Raw genomic sequence first — 19,350 nt, forward strand, 5'->3', positions numbered from 1 at the left:
CATTTGCTGATTCCCTTATTCCCTGAAGTTCCTTATAATCGCTCCGTGAACTACCTTTTCGCGCTGCTCTGGCTGCTTTTCAGCCTCGCTCCGGCCGCCGCCTCGCAGATCCGGTTCATAACCGGGGATCCGCCCAAGGCGAAAGACATGCGGCTGATCATCGACGTTGCGTCACTGCGCGCGCAGAAGATTCTCGGCATAAAGCTTCCGGACACGCTCAATCTGGCCATCGTCCAGACCCAGGCGCAGTTCGACTCTTTGGCCGGGGGCACCATCCCCGACTGGGGCGCCGGCGCCGCCATACCCACGCGCGATCTCATCATCCTGCGTGAAACGATGATGGATCGCTATCCCGGCACCATGGCTGATCTGATCGAGCACGAACTGGCGCATATCGCGATGTATCAGCGCGTCCGCGGCGCCCGCTTGCCGCGTTTCATCGACGAGGGCTTCGCCTCGTGGTTCGCGGGCGAATGGACCTTCTCCCAGGTAACCACCGTCGCTGCGGCGCAGATTACCAAGTCGCTGCTGCCGCTGCGCGATATCGACGAGGTCAACCAATTTCACCAGGCCGAAGCCAACCTTGCCTACGCGCAGAGCTATCTCGTCGTCCTCTACATTCTCCAGCGTTTCGGCGAACTGGGGCTGGTCGATCTCCTTGACGCCTTTGCCGAAGGCAAGAACATCAGCGAAGCCTTTCATTCCGGCCTGGGCATCTCATTCTGGCGCTTCGAAGCCGACTACCGCAAATTCCTGTCGGACAATTACACGCTGTTGGCTATACTCTCCGACATGTCGGGTCTCTGGATTTTTCTGGCAGTGGTCGTGATCGTCGGCTGGTTGTTGCTGCGACGACGGCGGAAGACTGCCTTCGACCGCTGGAAGGAAGAAGAGAAGTACCAGAGCACCGATTTTGACTATTCCGGCTCCGACGATGATGAACCCTGGAAGCAGCCTGAAGACGATTCGTCACGCTATTGAGTACGCCGGCGTCTTGCTGTTTTACGCCCTCGTCCGCCTCACACCGCCGAGCCAGCGTGATCAATTGGCTCGGCTGCTGGCGGCTCTGGCCCGCTTCTTCACCCGTTCCCGCGTCCGCGTTGCCCGTTACAATCTTCAGTTGGTTTTCTCCGAATCGACACCCGCCGAAGTGACACAAGTGGTGCGCGGCGTTTACCTCAATCTGGCGCAAAACGCCATCGATCTGGTCGATCCCTACGGCGCTTTGCGGCGCGTCGACGTGCCGCCCCATGCGCGCGCACAGGTCGACCGCATTCAGGCACTTCTGGCCGCAAAACGGCCGGTCATCATTGCCACCGGGCACTTCGGCGGTTGGGAAACTCTGGGGCAGGTTGCCGGACGCGAGTTCCGCGGCTGCGTCTTTCTTGCCCTCGAGCAGTCAAACAAGCGCGTCAATCGTTTCCTCAATCGCCTGCGCTTGACCGGCGCCGCCACCATCATCCAGAGCCACGAAGCGAGCCGCGCCCTGCCGAAAGCCTTCAAACAGGGGCTGCCGGTCTATATGGTCGCCGATCAGGATGGTGGCAATGAAGGCATCGTTGTCGACTTCATGGGGACCCCGGCCTCGTACCATCGCGGCGTAGCCACCTTCAGCCTGCACTACGGCGCGCCGATCGCGGTGGTATTCCTGCTGCGCCAGGGTCGCAAGCTGATTTTGCACGTCGCCGATCTCATCGAGCCCGATCCGGCCAGTGATCGCAACGCCGAGGTCACGCGGTTGATGTCGCTCTATTCCGATCGCCTCGGGCGGATGGTCAGGAGCCATCCGGAGCAATGGCTGTGGACTCATCGTCGCTGGAAGTCCACGATCGGCAAGTACTGAGCGATTCGTCCGCGAATTCGCCTTGACTCTCCCGCTGCGGCGATGGATATTCTCCATAGTAGCGAAGACGAAAACTCATCAGGGAAGCACAATGCCCAAAGCATATCTTATCTGTATTGGTACCGTCACTTGTCTGGTGTTGCTGGTTTCCGGGTGCGGCAAGAAAGTATCCTCGACATTACCGCCGGTCGATCCGGAAGTCAAACAGCAGTCGTCGGCGCCGACAACGGCTGAACCGACGCCGGAACCGGCCGATACCACGCCAACCGGCTGGGTGATCAAGGACAAGATCAACGTCCGCTCGCAACCGAGCACGTCGGCGGATGTTGTCGCGCAGTTGACGCGCGGCACGAAGGTCAAACTGGTCAACTATGCCGACAAGTGGTGGAAGGTTCTACTGGATGACGGCCGCACGGCCTACATCTACGAACCGCTGCTGACACGCGAGCAGTATGTCGATCCCTGGACGCGCTTTAAGATGGAGGCGACTCGCGCCAACCCGATGCTGGAGATCATCGTCGGTGTCGGCGGACTCGATACCGAAGTTCCCTCGGCGACTCTGACAGTCGCTTCGCGCTGGAATGACTTGGCGCCCTCTGACCGCACCGCCGTAGGCGAAGCCGCGTTTGATTTCTGGAGTGAGTGCCTGACCAAGTGTGGATTCGATCCGCAAAGATCGCAGATCGTGTTGCGCAGTGATGCCGGTGTTGAGCTTGGCCGCGTCAGCCTCCAGGGCGGCAAGCCGCAGGTAAAGCTCAACTAAAGGCCGCGATAGAGGGCCATCATCTCTGCCGCCACTTTGTCGCCGCGGAATTTTTGTGCGTGGCTGAGACCGCTCGCGATCATCTTGACGCGTAGCGTTGAGTCTTCGATAATACGCCTGATCCCGTGCGCTAATTCTTCGGCGCTTTGAGAATCAACATAGAGACTCGCCGGCCCGCCGGCTTCGGCGAAACAGCCCCCCTTCGTGGTGATCACCGGTACCTTGCTCCACAGCGCTTCAAGTATCGGTATGCCGAATCCTTCAAACAGCGACGGGTAGGCCAGCGCGATGGCTGACTGATAAATCGCCGGGAAATCGGCGAACGCGGCATCGCTGATGATCCGCACACGCTCGGAGAGACCGTTCTTTTCGATGTAGGCCGTAACTTCCTGCAGGTACTCTTTGCCATTGCCCAGAGCTACCAAATAAGGGTCATGCGACTTGCGCAACAGCTCCACGGCCTTCACGAGCGTCAGCAGATTCTTCCGTCTCTCGATCGAGCCCACATAAAGCAGATATTGCGCCGGCAGGCAGTACTTTTGCCGCGTCGCAGCCCTGACACCGTCTCCGACCGCAGCCACAAATGAGGAATCGCAGGCCTGATAGATCACTCTGATTCGCTCCGGCTCGACCCGGAAGAATTCTACCAGATCAGCTTTGCTCTGCTGGCTGACCGCGACAATTGCCGTAGCCGCCCGGCAGGCGTGCCGCGTTTTGAGACGATAAACCAATCGGTCGTGGTTACGGTATAATTCGGGGAATCGCTCGAAGATGACATCGTGAATCGTCACCACCGACTTAGTTCCCGCCGAGTTCAGCCGCATCGGCAGTTCGTTGCTCAAGCCGTGAAAAACCGAAATCTGGTCCGCGTGCGCTTGACCGGCGATACCGGCAATCCGCCAGATTCCCGGTGCCAACTTGCCGAACCAACCGCGGGGGGTTGTTAGGCTCACCGCCGGCTGGCGACGTAGTGCCTCCAGACGCTGGTTCTCTCGAAGCGCCGGCGTGTAGAGGATGTACCGATTCTCCGGGAAGGCTGTTGCCAGCGAATTAATCAGCGTTCGAGAGTAGTTCCCCAAGCCCGTCTGGTTGAAAACGGCACGCTTGGCATCGAATCCGATATTCACACCGCCACGATACCAGTCCGGCGCCTCCTTGTCAATCAACGCCATCCTTTGCAGGAAATTGGTGAATTGCGGCTCCGGGCGCACTATCTTCCCGGCAATGGTTCGACGCCCGCCTCAGATCGCCGTTATCGGCACCATCAACCACGATATCGTCATCCGCGCTGACGGCAGTCGCAGCGAAGGCTACGGCGGCATTCTCTACAATCTCCACGTACTGGCGCATACTCTGCCCGATGCCGGCATCTTTCCGCTCGTCAATATCGGCCGCGACCGTGCCCCGGAGATCTTTCGGTTGCTCGCGGCGTTGCCACAACTTGACCTCCGCGCTACGCGGGTCGTCCCGCGCAAAAACAACCAGTGCCGGTTGGTCTATCACGATGTCGCCGCCAAGTCGGAGCGCCTGCACGGCTGGGTCGGCGCGGTTAGTCGTGACCAACTCCGCCAAGTGCTAAATTGCGACCTCTACCTGGTCAACTACATCTCCGGCAGCGACATCACAACGGCCAATTTGCGCTGGCTGCGCGACAGCTCACCGGCGCTGATCTATCTCGACTTCCACTCCCGCACGCTGGGACGCCGCGCCAACGGCGATCGCTTCCTCCGCCGCCCGCGCGATTGGCGCGAGACGATTGCCTGCGCCGACCTGCTGCAGATGAATGAAATCGAGTTTGAACTGCTGGCCGGAGCACCTTGCCGGGAACCCGATCTGCGCGACTTTTTCGAACTGCACCTGCGGGGCTTGTGTCGCGCCCTTTTGGTCACGCTGGGCAGTCGCGGCGCGGTCTGCGTGCGGCCGGGACGCAGGCAAGTTCTCATCGATTCGATCCCGGCGCCGGCTCTGCGATCGGTGCGCGACACCACCGGCTGTGGTGATGTGTTCGCCGCCGCACTGGTCGCCCGGTATCTATCTTCCGGCAACTTCATTGCCGCCGCCCGGTTTGCCGTCGCTGCGGCCTCCCGGCGGGCCGCTGTTCAACAACTGAGCGACATCGACTGGGGTCAGTTCCGCAAGCTGACACTCCCGAGAACGGGCTTGCTCCGTTAAATGCCGGCAATGGCAATTTGGAGGCTGAACGGCTGAAACCTTGCGATTCTCCCATCCGTATTTTAGAGTGGTAATAATGGTCCTAACGAGCAGTGTAAGGAACTCAGCCGATTCTATGAAAGTGCGCAATTTCTCCCTCATCACGGCCCTGACGGTGCTCGTTGCGGTCGCCTCGGCAACCGCCGAAACCGCCACCATCGTCAATGTCAAGAATTTCCGCCCCAACGAGGTCTACTGCAAAGCGATTGAAGTCACTCGCCCGACGACCATCCATATCGATGTCGTCGGCGCCGGCGAGGCAGACCAGGATTGCATGTGGGCCTACGCCTGGATCATCCCTTCCGGCAAGCTCGATCCAATCTGGGTCATGGAGTGGAACCGCACCGAGGAATTCGGCAGCGAAGAGTGGCTGCGCCGCTATGACAGTAACCTTGAACTCGAAACCGGACGCTACGAGATCTACTACTACGCCGGACTGGTCAGAAGCTTCGGCGGAATCGTCATTGACTTCGATTGGGACAAACTCAAAGAGAGCATCAAGAAGCTGAAAAAGAACGAGGCCCAGCTTGAGAAGGAACTGCAGGCGCTCGCGATGGAACTCGGTAAAGACGCGTCGTCCGGAGTCGTGGTGTCGATGGACAAGGCGTCCGAAAAGCTGCTCGATGACTACTATCTGGAAATTGAGGGTGATAATTCGGCGATCCGGATCAGCACCTGTGACTACTCCTCCAAACTCTCGGTTGCGGAAATCTTGCACCCCGATCACAACCAGTATACTTCTGTCGGTTTCTCTGTCGACAAACCGGTTGAAGTCGAAGTCCAGGCTATCGGCGAGGTCCTCGGCTGGGATGATGCGTTCGCCGATTACGGCTGGATCATCAACGCCGATTCTCGCCGCCGCATCTGGTCGATGGACAACACGCGCCGCGAATGGGCCGGCGGCGCTGAGAAGAACCAGATGTCGCGCCGCCTGCTGCAACTTGAGCTCGGTGACTACCTGCTCTACTATGTCACGGATGATTCGCATTCATACGATGACTGGAACGCCGCCCCACCCTACAATCCCGAGGCCTACGGCGTGCGCGTCAGCGTCGTTAATGAGCGCGACAAGGCTTCAGTGCGACCCTATAAAGAATCGCAGTCGCAGATGCCGTTGCTCTCCATCGTCCGCGTCGGCGACGACTTTCAGGAAGTCAAACCCTTCCGCGTCACCCGCGACTGCCAAGTGCGTGTCTACGCCATCGGCGAATGCAGCCCCGGCAGCCGTGAGTTTGCCGACTACGCCTGGATCGAGCGCGAAGGCGAAGACGAGCCGATCTGGCTGATGTTGGAGGACAATACCGAGCCGGCCGGCGGTGCCAAGAAGAATCGTCTGGCCGATGAAGTGATTACGCTGCCGAAGGGTGACTACTTGCTCGGCTACGTCACCGATGATTCTCATTCATACGGAGACTGGAATGCCACTCCGCCCTATGATCAGAAGAACTACGGCGTCTCGCTGTTTGCGGCCGCCAACGGCGGCAGCCAACCGCCGATCGTCGAATTGACTGAAGAAACCGAGTCGGGCGACGTCCTCGCCCGCATTATCCGCGTCGGCGACGATGCCGATGAAACCGCCTCATTTGCCCTTCAGCAGCCGACCCGGGTCCACATCTACGCTCTCGGCGAAGGCTCCGGCAACGAGATGTACGACTATGGCTGGATCGAGAACTCCGACAACGACGACATCGTTTGGGAAATGACCTATCGCCGCACGAAACACGCCGGTGGCGCTGAGAAGAACCGCATGGTCGATACCGAGGTTTTGCTCGATAAGGGCCGCTATCGCGTTCACTACGTCAGCGACGGATCGCACGCTTTCGGCAGCTGGAATGCCGACAAACCTCGCAATCCGCAACGGTGGGGAATCACCGTCTCGCGCGCTCAATAGTCTTGTTGGTCTGTCCCCTTCGACCGACTTAACGTGGACTCGATTTCGTTCCGATCCGAAACGCAATCGGGCCCTTTCCCTCGCGTTGATTCACACTGCACTGAATACAAAGAATACACAATTACTGCCGATACAAGAAGTGACCGGTTCTGCTCGGTCGGCAATCTGAAGTGTTGTGGACAATGGACCCCAAAGTGCCTGAAGTTACGCCATACGGTATCGTCAAGACTATCCGCTACATGGTCAATTCCACGGCGGAATTCCTCGAAGTCATCTATACTGTAAATCAGATTCTGGGCTCCGTCGCCGACAAACCGATGCTCGAGCAGCTCCACAAGACGGCCCGCTTCGAGGTAATCCCGCTTCCGCATTCACAGCACAAGTTCATTGCCTGCTTTGATGTGCCCGGCGAATTACTGGGATTGCCGATGCCGCGCAAACCACACCTGCTCGATCTCACCGATGCAAAGTCGGCGGCCAACCGCGTCCGCATTGTCAACAAGCCGCCGCAGGTCCTGATGCAGTACAAAGTTAGCAGCCTGTATGATATCAACTGCGCCATGTATGACTTTGAAGCCACCCTGGCGCCGGCGATCCCTTCCACCCAATGGTTGCGTGTCAAGCGCTCGATCGCAGTCCTGATCATGCCGCGACAGACTCCGGAGGCAACTCATTGCATCCTGATTTCCGCCGAGGCCAATCCGGCGGCCCCCATTAATCAGGCCGCGCCGGCATCAACAGCTGATTGACTTTCCGAGAATCATTTCGTATCTCCCTCATCGACACGGCCCCGACTTAGACGCCGGCAGGCCAAACTCTGATAATCCGCCCGAGGAGCGCGTGATCCCATGGACAAACTGGCAGAACTTTATCGTGAACTGATAACAAGTGTAGGCGAGAATCCCGACCGGGAGGGCTTACTCAAAACACCGACCCGCGCCGCTCGGGCTTTCGAGTTCCTGATGAAGGGTTACAAAGAGGATATCGACAAGCTCGTGAACAACGCCCTCTTCAAGTCCGACACGCAGGAACTGGTTGTGGTGAAGAACATCGAGTTGTACTCGATGTGTGAGCATCACCTGTTGCCGTTCTTCGGCAAGTGCCATGTCGGCTATATCCCCAACGGCAAAGTCCTTGGGCTATCGAAGGTTGCCCGTGTCGTCGATGCTTTTGGCCGTCGCCTGCAAATCCAGGAGCACCTCACTCGTCAGATCGCCGAGACCATCGAAAAATATACCGGCGCCATCGGGGTCGGCGTCGTGATCGAAGCGCAACACCTCTGTATGATGATGCGCGGTGTCGAAAAGCAAAACTCGGTCATGGTGACATCCGCGATGCTGGGCGAGTTGCACGAAGACCCGGCTACCAGAGCCGAGTTTCTCAACCTCATCGGCCGCTGATCGCCATCAAACCCAACGACTCGCATCTCAATAGCGCCTTCAGGCTCCCCCATTCCCGTTGTCGAGCCAATCTCCGGCATAATTGCTGACAGGCTCCTCACGCGCCAACTCCTTCAATTCTATACCACTTTGTGAAACTTTTCTCTTGACACTCGGGCCAATTCTGATACTTTCTATCGTCGATCATTTCGTCTACTATGTGATGCGTATGATTGAGCAAACTGTGATCATTCTCGAGGAGATTCCTCGCCGCTAAATGCAATCTTCCGTGTCGGGCTTTCAAAGATAGAAGGAAATATGACTGACTCAATCCAACTTCTCGCTCCAACCGAGGCCGAATTGCAGGCCGCCTTCTGGAAGCAGGTCGAGTCGTTCCCCGATGGCCACAAAATCAAGAAGTGTCTCCAGTGCGGCACGTGCACCGGCGCCTGCCCGGTATCGGAGTTTATGGACCTGACGCCGCGCCAGATGGTGGCCATGTTCCGCGCCGGCCGCATCGAGGAACTGCTGCGTTCCAAGTCGATCTGGATATGCGCTTCCTGCTACTCCTGCACGGTGCGGTGCCCCGCCGGCATCAAGGTGACCGACACGATGTATGCGCTGAAGCGAATCGCCATGCAACGCAAGATCTACCCCGCCAATTTCCCGGTGCAAAGTCTGTCTTCGGCCTTCTTGCGCAATGTCTACAAGTACGGTCGCAACTACGAACTGGGTTTGGCCGTGAAGTACTTTATGCGGTCTAATTTTGTGAAATTATTCACGAGTGCCGGTTATGGCATGTCACTGATGAAGAACGGCCGGATGGGGCTGCTGCCGAAGCGGATCAACCGCGTCAAGCAGATTCAGGCCATTATTAAGAAAGCTAACGAATTCGGAGAATACTGATGCCCGAGTACGCTTACTACCCCGGTTGCAGTCTCGAACACACCGCCAGTCCGTACGATCTGTCGATGCGCGCTGTCTTTAAGGCCCTCGATATCGGCTTGCGGGAAATCGAAGACTGGAATTGCTGCGGCGCCACGATGTACATGTCGTCGAAAAAAATCGTCGGCTACTCGATCAGTGCCCGCAATCTCGCGCTCGCACAGGAAATGAAGCTCGATGTCTGTGCTCCCTGTTCAAGCTGCTATACGATTCTGGACAAGACCAACCGCCAGATCAACTGGAATCCGCAACAGCGCCAGCAAATCAACACGGCCCTGGCCGAAGCCGGACTTTCCTATGACGGCAGCGTCAAAGTTCGCCATCCCCTCGACATTCTCATCAATGATCTGGGATTGGAGAAACTCAAGGAGAAGGTGACCAATCCGTTGAACGGCCTGAAGGTTGCCCCCTACTACGGCTGCCAGATCGTCCGACCGCACGGTTACTTCGACGACACCGACGATCCGCAGACGATGGATCAGTTGATTCGCGCCCTCGGCGGCGAAGCCGTGCATTACCCGCTCAAAGTGCGCTGCTGCGGCGGCATGCTGATGACCACCGACGATACCATTGCCTTGAAGCTGTGTCACGAGATTCTGCAGGCGGCGGCCGACAACAAGGCCGACGTCGTCGCCACCGCGTGCCCGCTCTGCCATATCAATCTCGAGGGCTATCAAAAGCAAATCAACGCCCGCTTCGGTTCACACCTCGATCTGCCGATCGTGTACTTCACTCATCTGGTCGGCGTCGCGCTCGGCCTGTCGGCCCAGGAATTGGGGCTGGACAAGCTGCTGATTGCGCCTCGCCGGCTGATGACAAGGGAGGTGGCCCACACATGAGCAACTCAGACAACGGCGCGGAAATCCGCGTTGGGGTATATGTCTGCCATTGCGGCACCAACATCGCTAAGACCGTTGACGTCGCCAAGGTCGCCGAAATGGCAGCCACGCTCCCGAACGTCGTGGTCGCTCGCCATTACAAATTCATGTGCTCCGATCCTGGTCAGGATCTGATTCAGCGCGATATCAAGGAGCTGAAACTCAATCGCGTCGTCGTGGCCGCCTGCAGTCCCTTGATGCACGAACCGACCTTCCGGAATGCCTGCGCCGCGGCCGGTCTCAATCGGTACCTGTTCGAAATGGCGAACATCCGCGAACAGGTCAGCTGGGTCACGCTCGACTCCAAAGGCGCGACCACCAAGGCGATGGCGCTCGTTCGCGCTGCCGTCGCCCGCGTGCGCTTGCACGAACCACTGGAGATGCGGCGCGTACCGATCAAGAAGCGCGTGCTCGTAGTCGGCGCCGGAATTGCCGGTATCGAGTCCGCCCTGCAGATCGCCGACGCCGGATTTGAAGTGGTTCTGGTTGAGAAGGAACCGTCGATCGGCGGACACATGGCGCAGTTCGACAAGACGTTTCCGACGCTCGACTGCGCCGCCTGCATTCTGACGCCGAAGATGGTCTCGGTCGGCAAACATCCGAATATTCGGCTGATGACCTGGACCGAAGTCGAGGAAGTCTCCGGCTACCTCGGGAATTTCACCGTCAAGCTCAAACGCAAGCCGCGTTACGTCGACGTGAAGAAGTGCAATAGCTGCGGCGCTTGCTATGAGGCGTGCCCGAGCGTGCCGACTCCGGCCTATCGGCGCATGACTCTCGGCGGCCGTGTCTACCGCGAGGGCCGCCTGCTCGACGTGCAAGACAAGTGGCGCATGGGACCCAAGCACGACCTGACGGTCTTGACCGCCGCCCAGCCGATGCCGGAGAACCTGCCGACGCCGGAGTCGCAGCCGGTCCAAGTGGAGGTGCAACAGCAATGACAACGACTGCAGTCAAGCCTGAAGAATATGATGTTCAGGAAGCCATCGACAAGATCGTCGCCGAGTATGGTGCGAAACCATCCGCGCTGATCATGATCTTGCAGGATATCCAGAAACACTACCGCTACTTGCCGGAATCGGCCATGCACGCCGTTTCCAAGTCGATGAAGCTGCCGATCGCGCAGATTTACGGCGTCGCAACGTTCTATCGGTCCTTCAGCTTGAAGCCGAAGGGCAAGAACCACGTCTGCGTCTGCACCGGTACCGCCTGTCATGTGCGGCAGGCCACCGTCATTGTCGACAAGCTCCGGCGCGACCTCAAGATCGAGCCCGGTGAGACTACGCCCGACGGCGAGATCAGCCTGGAAACCGTGAACTGCCTCGGGGCCTGCGCCCTTGGACCGCTCGTCACGGCCAACGACATCTACTACGGCAACATGACGGTCTCCAAGACGGAGCAAATGCTGAATGACATCCGCGCCGGCAAATTGAGTGCCAAGAAAGACGAGGTGGCCGGATGAAAGACCCTGTCCTGAAGACAACGGCCGACTTACAGCAGCTGCGCGAAAAGCTGCAGCACAACCGCAACGTCAACAAGACTGTCATCACTGTCTGTGCCGGCACCGGCTGCCTGGCGTGCGGCTGCGAAAGCGTTGCCAAGACGTTTCGCGAGTTGCTCGCGTCTGACCACATGGAAAATGAAGTCGAGCTGAAGACAACCGGCTGCCACGGCTTCTGTGAACGCGGACCACTGGTCGTCATTCAACCACAAGGCGTCTTTTACCAGCGCGTTCGTCCCGCCGACGCCAAATTGATCTGGGAACAGACCATCAAGGGCGGGAAGCTAGTAAACAAGCTGCTGTACAAAGACCCGCAGTCGCAACAGGTGATCAAGCTCGAGAAAGATATTCCCTTCTACCGCAAGCAGATGCGCCTGATTTTCGGCAGGAACGGCTACATGGATCCGACCTCGATCTCCGACTACATCCTGCTCGGTGGCTACCAGGCCATGGTTAAGGCGCTGACGACAATGAAACCGGAACAGGTGATCGACATCGTCAAGAAATCCGGCCTGCGCGGACGCGGCGGCGGTGGCTTCCCGACCGGAAAGAAATGGGAGTCATGCCGCAGGGCGAAGGGCGAACCGAAGTACATCATCTGCAACGCCGACGAGGGTGATCCCGGCGCCTTCATGAACCGCTCACTGCTGGAGGGCAACCCGCATTCGGTGATCGAAGGCATGGTTATCGGCGCCTTCGCTATCGGCAGCACCGACGGTTTCGTTTACGTCCGCAACGAGTACCCGCTGGCGGTCAAGAACCTGACGATCGCGATCAACCAGGCACGGGAATACGGCCTCCTCGGCCAGAACATTCTCGGCACCGGCTTCAACTTCGACATCGAGATTTCTCGCGGCGGCGGCGCATTCGTCTGCGGTGAGTCGACCGCGCTGATGGCCTCGCTCGAAGGCAAGGTCGGCGAGCCGCGCGCCAAATACATCCACACGGTCGAAGCCGGGTTCAATGATAAACCGTCCAATCTCAACAACGTTGAGACCTGGGCCAATATCCCGCTGATCGTCGAGCGCGGCCCCGAGTGGTTCGCTTCGATCGGCACCGAAGGCTCCAAAGGCACCAAGGTGTTCGCCTTGACCGGCAAAGTCAACAACACCGGCTTGGTCGAAGTGCCAATGGGCATCACGCTGCGCGAGATTCTCTATGATATCGGCGGCGGCGTCCCGAACAACAAACGATTCAAAGCCGTCCAGACCGGCGGTCCTTCCGGCGGCACGCTGATCGTGGAGACGTCCGATGCGGCGATTCACGACAGCTTGGTCGCCCATGGTGACATCAACGAAGACGACGAGCCGCACAGCCTGCTCGACCTGCCGGTCGATTTCGATGAATTGACGCGCGCCGGCTCGATGATGGGATCCGGCGGCATGATCGTCATGGACGAAGACTCCTGCATGGTGGATGTCGCCCGCTACTTCCTCAATTTCCTGCAGGAAGAATCGTGCGGCAAGTGTCTGCCCTGTCGCGAAGGCATCGTTGTGATGCTCAACATCCTGAACAAGATCTGCCACGGCGAAGGCACGATGGAGGATATCACCTACCTCGAGCAATTATCACAGGTGATTATTGACACCAGTCTCTGCCAGCTGGGCGGATCGGCGCCGAACCCGGTGCTGTCGACGATCCGCTACTTCCGGCAGGAGTACATCGCCCACGTCCGCGACAAACGTTGTCCGGCGGGCGTCTGCAAGGATCTGGTGGCGCACGCGATCGACAACACCTGTACCGGCTGTCACGCCTGCGTCAAGCCGTGTCCGACGGCGGCAATCATCGGTGAACCGAAACGTCTGCACGTGATCATCCAGGATAAGTGCATCCAGTGCGGCGCGTGCTACCAGATCTGCCGCTATAACTCGATCAAACGGGTCAAGCGCGGTGAAGGCGACCGTATCCAACAACGCGCGCGCGAAATGTGGCAGCCCCGGATAACCGACAAACAGCCGGCGCCGGTGGCGTAGGAGGAAGTATGGCAACTGTCAATATCAAGATCGACGGTCAACCGATCACGGTGGAAGAAGGCTCATACGTACTCGAGGCCGCCCGAGCGCTCGGCATCGATATCCCGACGCTCTGCTTCTACCCGCACATGAGTCCCTACGCCGCCTGCCGGATTTGCTGCGTTGAGGCCCGCAACGGCCGTGGCTGGAGCAAAATCGTGACGGCCTGCAATTACCCGACCTGGGAGGGTCTCGAGATCTACACCGACACCGCCCGCGTGGTGAACGCCCGCCGTACGAACCTCGAGATGCTGATGGCCAATTGCGCGCCGTCCCCGGTGCTCGAACGCCTGGCCGACAAGTTCGGCATCACCGAACCCCGCTTCGGCACCGGCGAGTACACCTGCATTCTCTGCGGTCTCTGTGTGCGGTTCTGCGACGAGGTCGTCGGCGCGCACGCGCTGACCTTTGTCAATCGCGGCAGCAATCGCGACCTCTCAACGCCGTTCGAACGCGAGTCGGAGGCCTGCATCCTCTGCGGTGCTTGCGCCAAGATCTGTCCGACCGGCTATATCCGCATGGAGGACATCGAAGAGCGCGCCATTAATCATCGCGAAATGAGCCTCGGCCCGAACGCGGCAATTACGCTGCCCTTCCGCCAGGCTGTGCCCAATGTCCCCGTCATCGTCCGCGAAAACTGTATTCATTATAAAACCGGTGGCTGTATGATCTGCTCCAAGGTGTGTCCGAAAGATTGTATCGATTACGGCGATCGTCCGGAAGTTGTGGAGCTGGAAGTGGGAGCGATTGTGCTCGCCACCGGTTTTGATGATTTCGACCCGACTCCGATGAAGCAGTATGGCTACGGCAAGTACCCGAATGTCATCACGTCGATCGAATTCGAGCGGATGAACAACGCTGCCGGCCCCACGGGCGGCAAGATTTATCTCGAGAACGGCGACGAGCCAAAACGGATCGCCATCCTCCACTGCGTCGGCAGCCGCGACGAGCATCAGCACAAGTATTGCAGCCGTGTCTGCTGTATGTATGCGCTGAAATTCGCCCACCTGATCAAGGAGAAAACCAAGGCCGACGTCTACCAGTTCTATATCGACATGCGCGCCTTCGGCAAGGGTTACGAGGAATTCTACCAGCGTATCCTCGACGAGGGTGGCAATGTCATTCGCGGCAAGGGCGCCGAGGTCGTCCCGTCTTCGCACAGGCAGGCCGCCGAAGGCCACCTGATCGTCCGCTGCGAGGACACCATGATCGGCAAGTTCCGCGAGATCCCGGTTGACATGGTGGTTTTGTGCACCGCGTTGGAAGCCCGCCATGACGCCAAAGACGTGGCGCGCAAGTTCAACATCTCGGTCGGCGCTGACGGCTGGTTCATCGAGTCGCATCCCAAGTTGGGACCGGTCTCGACCGCTACCGAGGGCGTATTCCTCGCCGGTGTCTGCCAGGGCGCCAAGGATATTCCCGACTCCGTGGCGCAGGGCTCGGCTGCCGCGGCTCAAGTAATGAAATTGTTGTGCCAGGGCGAGGTGCTGATGGATGCCACCTATGCCGAGGTTAACGAGGAACTCTGCTCCGGCTGCCGCATCTGCAATGACCTTTGCCCATACCGGGCCATCGACTTTGATGCCGTCAAGAAGCTGAGCCATGTAAATTCGGCGCTCTGCAAGGCTTGCGGGACCTGCGTGGCCGCCTGTCCGTCCGGGGCGATCAAGGGGCGGCACTTCACCGATGAACAGATCTATGCGCAGATCGAGGGGATGTTGTCATGACATTTGAACCAAGAATCGTCGGATTCCTCTGCAATTGGTGCAGCTATACCGGTGCCGATTTGGCCGGAACGGCGCGCATGCACTACCCGCCGAACGTAATGGCCATCCGCGTCATGTGTTCCGGCCGCGTCGATCCGTCCTTCATTCTCGATGCGTTTCGGCGCGGCGCCGATGGTGTGCTGGTTTGCGGCTGCCATCCCGGCGACTGCCACTACATCGACGGCAACTACAAGTGCATGCGCCGACTGCCGATGACACAGCGGTTGATCGAAGCGATGGGCATCGACCGCCGGCGTCTGCGTCTGGAATGGGTCTCAGCCTCGGAAGGCGGCCGATTCCAGCAGGTCATTTCCGAATTCACCGAGCAAGTCCGCGCGCTGGGTCCGTTTGAGCTGCGCGACTACAAGTTCGATCCCAATGCCGAGGAGGTGCATCAGCATGCCTAAACCGAAACTCGCGATCTACTGGGCGTCGTCCTGCGGCGGTTGCGATATCGCGATCCTCGACATCGAGGAGAAGATCCTCGCGGTCACGGAGTTCTTTGACCTCGTCTTCTGGCCCTGTGCGATGGACTTCAAGTACGACGACGTCCGCGCCATGGACGATAAGTCGATCACCGTCACGCTCTTCAACGGCGCCATTCGCACCAGCGAAAACTACGAGCTGGCGCAGCTCCTGCGGCAGAAGTCGGTGGTGCTGGTGGCGTTCGGCAGTTGCGCCGGTGAAGGCTGTATCCCGGCACTCGCCAACTTCTTTGACAAAGAATCAATCCTCGATTACGTCTATCACAAGTCACCGTCGCTGGCCAATGGCGGCAGCGTTTTACCGCAGCCGGAGGTTGAAGTTCCCGAAGGGAAGATCACCATCCCGAAGTTCTGGAATACGGTGCGTACGCTCGACCAAGTGGTCGAAGTCGACTACTACATCCCCGGCTGCCCACCGCAATCAGACCAGATCGCATCCGCGGTGCTGACCGTTATTGATATCCTGAAAACCGGCAAGCCGCTTCCGCCCAAAGGCACCGTCCTCGGCGCGACCGAGAAGTCGTGCTGCGATGAATGCCCGCGCGAACGCAACGTCAAGAAGATCAAGTCCTTCATCCGCCCGTTCCAGAAAGTTACTGATCCGAACCTGTGCCTGATGGAACAAGGGATTGTTTGCCTCGGTCCGGCGACCCGCTCCGGTTGTGGCGCCAAATGCGTCAAGGCCGGCGTTCCCTGTCGCGGCTGCTACGGCCTGCCGTCCAACGTCCGCGATCAAGGCGCCAAGATGGTGTCGGCACTGGCGAGCGTTATCGACTCCACCGACCCGGAGGAAATCGAGCAGATCATCAGCACGATTCCCGATCCGCTCGGGACCTTTTATCGCTTCAGTCTCGCCGGCTCATTGCTGCGGAGGGCCCAGGTATGAAGAGCATAGTTATTGACCCGATCACCCGGCTGGAAGGCCACGGCAAGATTCACCTCTTCGTCAACGACGATGGCGGACTGGCCAACTGCTACTTCCAGATTCCGGAGCTGCGTGGCTTTGAGAAATTCTGCCAGGGACGCCCGGTGGAAGAATTAGCCCGCATTACGACCCGCATCTGCGGCGTCTGTCCCGATGCCCATCACATGGCCGCTGCCAAAGCCGCCGACGCGGTCTATGGCGTCACCATTCCGCCGGCGGCGCGTAAACTGCGCGAGCTGATGTACAATGCCTTTTATGCCGGCGACCACACCACCCACTTCTATGCGCTCGGCGGCCCCGATTTTGTCTGCGGTCCCGATGCCCCCAAGGCGGAACGCAATATCCTCGGCGTGATTGCCAAAGTCGGCATCGACGCCGGCAAGAAGGTGATCGCCCAACGCGCCCGCGGCCAGCGGGTCATCGAAATCATCGGTGGCAAGAAGGTGCATCCGGTAACGTCATTGCCCGGCGGTCTCAGCAAGGGCATCACTAAAGAAGAACAGCAGGAGATCATCAAGATTGGGCAGGAGATGGTGGAGTTCGCCAAATTTACGGTTCAGGTGCTCAATGATGTCGTGCTGGCGAACAAGGCCTATGTTGACCTGATCCTGTCCGATACTTACACGCACCAGACCTACAACATGGGGCTGGTCGATTCGAACGGCCACGTGACCTTTTACGACGGCGAGGTCCGTGTTACTGCGCCTGATGGCAGTAAGCACGCGCAGTACGAGCCGAAGAACTACCTTGACTATGTAGCCGAACACGTCGAGCCCTATTCGTACCTGAAGTACCCGTTCCTGAAGAAGGTCGGTTGGAAGGGCTTTGTCGACGGCATGGATTCCGGCGTCTACAAGGCATCGCCGCTGTCGCGCCTCAATGTCTCCGACGGAATGGCCACGCCACTGGCGCAAGCCGAATACGAACGCTATTACGAGACCCTCACCGGCGACCGCTCCGGCAAGAAGCCGGTACATTCAACGCTTGCGACTCACTGGGCGCGCGTTGTCGAGCTGGTCTTTGCCTGTGAGGCCACGCTGCAGCAGGCACAGGACGAGGAAATCCTCTCGCCCAACGTTCTGAACGTTCCGACCGGGATTGTCGGCGAAGGCGTCGGCATCGTCGAGGCGCCGCGCGGCACGCTGACGCATCACTACAAGACTGATCAGAACGGCATCGTCACCGAAGCCAATCTGATCGTCGGCACGACCAACAACAACGCGCCGATCACGATGTCGATCAAGCGTGCTGCCGAGGGTCTGATCAAGAAGGGCTCCAAGATTACGGACGGCGTTCTCAATCGTATCGAGATGGCCTTCCGCGCCTACGACCCCTGCTTTGGCTGCGCGACGCATTCGCTGCCGGGCGAAATGCCGCTCGAAGTCATCGTGCATGACGCGACCACCGGCGAAATCGTCGAGGTCGCGAGGAGATAATTTGAAACCGATCCTGGTGCTGTGCCTCGGGAACGAAGTGCTCAGCGATGATGCCTTCGGACCGGTCATCGCGCGACTATTGGACCACTCGGCGTATCAACACGATCGCGTCGAAGTGATGTTTGCCCCGGTCGCGGGATTTCACCTGCTCGACTTGCTGGAACAACGCGAGAAGGTACTCGTCGTCGACAGTATCCAGACCGGCAAGGTTCGGCCCGGAACCCTGCACTTCTTCCCGATGGGTCAATTGGCACCGTCCAAGGGACTCACCACCAGCCACCAGATCAATCTTCCGACGGCCCTGGAACTGGGCCGAAAGATGGGTTACCAGATGCCCGATCACATCGACGTCCTTGCTGTCGAAGTCGCCGACAATACCACGCTGAGCGAGGAGTTGACCGGAACCGTGGCGGCAGCCATCGATCCGGCTCTCAAGAGCATCGAGCGCTGGATGGCAGCTCATTCAACGGAGACCGCAATATGACCACTGAACGACGGCCAAGTCCCTCGCCGGAGGGTCCGCCGAAAACCTGCCCCGAATGCCAGGGCCGCGGTTGGGTCGATAATCGTTGCTTGACTCCCGACCACGCGCACATGTGCGCCTATTGCCAGGGCAAGGGGACGAGTTTTTCCGGTCAAACCTGCTATGCCTGCAACGGTACCGGCATGATTGAAGTCCGCCAGGTTGACAAGAATCCCTGTCCGCTCTGTTCCGGCGCCGGCGTCTATCCGGTTCCGGAATCGATGAGCCTCAAGGACTTCGCTTTCAAGCCTCACAAAACCGGTTAGTTCCGAAAGTAACGCTTGCGCGGTTTTGCGAGCCTCCGCAGGGCGGGCTATCCAACCCGCCCTTGAGTTTTTCCTCCACTCATTATCTTCCCAATTCATTTGAATCAAATCGATTGCGTATTTACGATATTCGCTGTCCGAGGATGCTGATGACGCAAGTACTGCTCTTCAATTGCCCGAACCGCCACTGGCTGCACTTTGCCCGCCCCCTGCACGTTGTCGCCACGCGCAGTATCGATGGTGTCGTGAAGTCTCTGCGCCTCATCGAGGAACTCGTCAACCGCGAACGGCTCTTTGCCGCCGGATTCATCAGTTACGAGGCCGCCTCCGCGTTCGACCGCGCTCTTACGACCCATCCTCTAACTGATTTCCCGCTGCTCTGGTTCGGCCTCTTTCGCAAGCCGCAAATCGTGCCTGAACCGACCGCGGTCGCCGAGCCTACCTATCGCCTCGGCGAATGGCAGCCGACAGTCAATCGCAACGAGTACCGGGAGAGATTTGACGCAATCAAACGGGCCATCGCCCG

The 19,350-nt window shown here is 58.9% G+C and carries 20 protein-coding genes; 19 read left to right on the plus strand and 1 reads right to left on the minus strand.

Translation table 11 applies throughout. From position 1 onward, the window contains the following. Positions 1-45: 45 nt before the first annotated feature. The 3 genes from IT585_12860 to IT585_12870 all read left to right on the plus strand — a co-directional run bounded on the left by IT585_12860 (position 46) and on the right by IT585_12870 (position 2,606). Positions 46-981 (plus strand): hypothetical protein, encoded by a 936-nt coding sequence (locus IT585_12860; protein ID MCC6964135.1) that lies wholly within the window; start codon positions 46-48, stop codon positions 979-981. Beyond that, positions 935-1,843 (plus strand): lysophospholipid acyltransferase family protein, encoded by a 909-nt coding sequence (locus tag IT585_12865; GenBank protein ID MCC6964136.1) that lies wholly within the window; start codon positions 935-937, stop codon positions 1,841-1,843. The genes IT585_12860 and IT585_12865 overlap by 47 nt, the downstream gene beginning before the upstream one ends. Positions 1,844-1,934: 91 nt before the next feature. Next, entirely contained in the window at positions 1,935-2,606 is a 672-nt protein-coding gene (locus IT585_12870; protein ID MCC6964137.1) for an SH3 domain-containing protein, read from the plus strand. Here the strand turns inward: IT585_12870 and IT585_12875 are convergent. Continuing rightward, the gene (locus IT585_12875; protein MCC6964138.1) at positions 2,603-3,817 is read right to left on the minus strand and encodes a glycosyltransferase family 4 protein; all 1,215 of its coding nucleotides are present in this window, start codon (positions 3,815-3,817) and stop codon (positions 2,603-2,605) included. The genes IT585_12870 and IT585_12875 overlap by 4 nt on opposite strands. Positions 3,818-3,830: 13 nt before the next feature. Here IT585_12875 and IT585_12880 point away from each other — a divergent pair, with 13 nt between their 5' ends. From IT585_12880 to IT585_12955, 16 genes are all read left to right on the plus strand, one after another. Further along, the gene (locus tag IT585_12880; protein ID MCC6964139.1) at positions 3,831-4,778 is read left to right on the plus strand and encodes a carbohydrate kinase family protein; all 948 of its coding nucleotides are present in this window, start codon (positions 3,831-3,833) and stop codon (positions 4,776-4,778) included. Positions 4,779-4,893: 115 nt separating this feature from the next. Beyond that, positions 4,894-6,708: a hypothetical protein gene (locus tag IT585_12885; protein ID MCC6964140.1), complete on the plus strand. Its 1,815-nt coding sequence runs from the start codon at positions 4,894-4,896 to the stop codon at positions 6,706-6,708. A gap of 182 nt (positions 6,709-6,890) precedes the next feature. After that, positions 6,891-7,457: a hypothetical protein gene (locus tag IT585_12890; GenBank protein ID MCC6964141.1), complete on the plus strand. Its 567-nt coding sequence runs from the start codon at positions 6,891-6,893 to the stop codon at positions 7,455-7,457. Positions 7,458-7,556: 99 nt separating this feature from the next. Continuing rightward, positions 7,557-8,108 carry a GTP cyclohydrolase I FolE gene (gene folE, locus IT585_12895; protein MCC6964142.1) on the plus strand — a complete coding sequence of 184 codons (552 nt, stop codon included), beginning with the start codon at positions 7,557-7,559 and terminating at the stop codon, positions 8,106-8,108. A 297-nt stretch (positions 8,109-8,405) separates the two neighbouring features. Beyond that, positions 8,406-8,993 carry a 4Fe-4S dicluster domain-containing protein gene (locus tag IT585_12900; protein MCC6964143.1) on the plus strand — a complete coding sequence of 196 codons (588 nt, stop codon included), beginning with the start codon at positions 8,406-8,408 and terminating at the stop codon, positions 8,991-8,993. Next, the gene (locus tag IT585_12905) at positions 8,993-9,871 is read left to right on the plus strand and encodes a CoB--CoM heterodisulfide reductase iron-sulfur subunit B family protein (GenBank protein ID MCC6964144.1); all 879 of its coding nucleotides are present in this window, start codon (positions 8,993-8,995) and stop codon (positions 9,869-9,871) included. The genes IT585_12900 and IT585_12905 overlap by 1 nt, the downstream gene beginning before the upstream one ends. Beyond that, positions 9,868-10,851 (plus strand): CoB--CoM heterodisulfide reductase iron-sulfur subunit A family protein, encoded by a 984-nt coding sequence (locus IT585_12910; GenBank protein MCC6964145.1) that lies wholly within the window; start codon positions 9,868-9,870, stop codon positions 10,849-10,851. The genes IT585_12905 and IT585_12910 overlap by 4 nt, the downstream gene beginning before the upstream one ends. After that, positions 10,848-11,372, plus strand: coding sequence for an NAD(P)H-dependent oxidoreductase subunit E (locus IT585_12915; GenBank protein MCC6964146.1), 525 nt, complete (start codon positions 10,848-10,850; stop codon positions 11,370-11,372). The genes IT585_12910 and IT585_12915 overlap by 4 nt, the downstream gene beginning before the upstream one ends. Further along, the gene (locus tag IT585_12920) at positions 11,369-13,384 is read left to right on the plus strand and encodes an SLBB domain-containing protein (GenBank protein ID MCC6964147.1); all 2,016 of its coding nucleotides are present in this window, start codon (positions 11,369-11,371) and stop codon (positions 13,382-13,384) included. The genes IT585_12915 and IT585_12920 overlap by 4 nt, the downstream gene beginning before the upstream one ends. Positions 13,385-13,392: 8 nt before the next feature. Continuing rightward, a complete protein-coding gene (locus IT585_12925) occupies positions 13,393-15,150 on the plus strand; it encodes a 4Fe-4S dicluster domain-containing protein (GenBank protein ID MCC6964148.1) in 1,758 nt (585 codons plus the stop codon). Beyond that, positions 15,147-15,596 (plus strand): hydrogenase iron-sulfur subunit, encoded by a 450-nt coding sequence (locus tag IT585_12930; GenBank protein ID MCC6964149.1) that lies wholly within the window; start codon positions 15,147-15,149, stop codon positions 15,594-15,596. The genes IT585_12925 and IT585_12930 overlap by 4 nt, the downstream gene beginning before the upstream one ends. Beyond that, complete coding sequence (locus tag IT585_12935) at positions 15,589-16,560, plus strand: oxidoreductase (protein MCC6964150.1); 972 nt, start codon at positions 15,589-15,591, stop codon at positions 16,558-16,560. The genes IT585_12930 and IT585_12935 overlap by 8 nt, the downstream gene beginning before the upstream one ends. Continuing rightward, a complete protein-coding gene (locus IT585_12940; GenBank protein MCC6964151.1) occupies positions 16,557-18,035 on the plus strand; it encodes a Ni/Fe hydrogenase subunit alpha in 1,479 nt (492 codons plus the stop codon). Before IT585_12935 ends, IT585_12940 begins: the two co-directional genes overlap by 4 nt. Position 18,036: 1 nt before the next feature. Beyond that, entirely contained in the window at positions 18,037-18,519 is a 483-nt protein-coding gene (locus IT585_12945) for a hydrogenase maturation protease (GenBank protein ID MCC6964152.1), read from the plus strand. Next, positions 18,516-18,824 (plus strand): hypothetical protein, encoded by a 309-nt coding sequence (locus tag IT585_12950; GenBank protein MCC6964153.1) that lies wholly within the window; start codon positions 18,516-18,518, stop codon positions 18,822-18,824. Before IT585_12945 ends, IT585_12950 begins: the two co-directional genes overlap by 4 nt. A gap of 149 nt (positions 18,825-18,973) precedes the next feature. After that, the coding region (locus tag IT585_12955) for an aminodeoxychorismate synthase, component I (GenBank protein MCC6964154.1) at positions 18,974-19,350 on the plus strand (377 nt) is incomplete at its 3' end.

It is taken from the genome of Candidatus Zixiibacteriota bacterium (assembly GCA_020853795.1).
Taxonomy (GTDB): Bacteria; Zixibacteria; MSB-5A5; order CAIYYT01; family CAIYYT01; genus JADJGC01.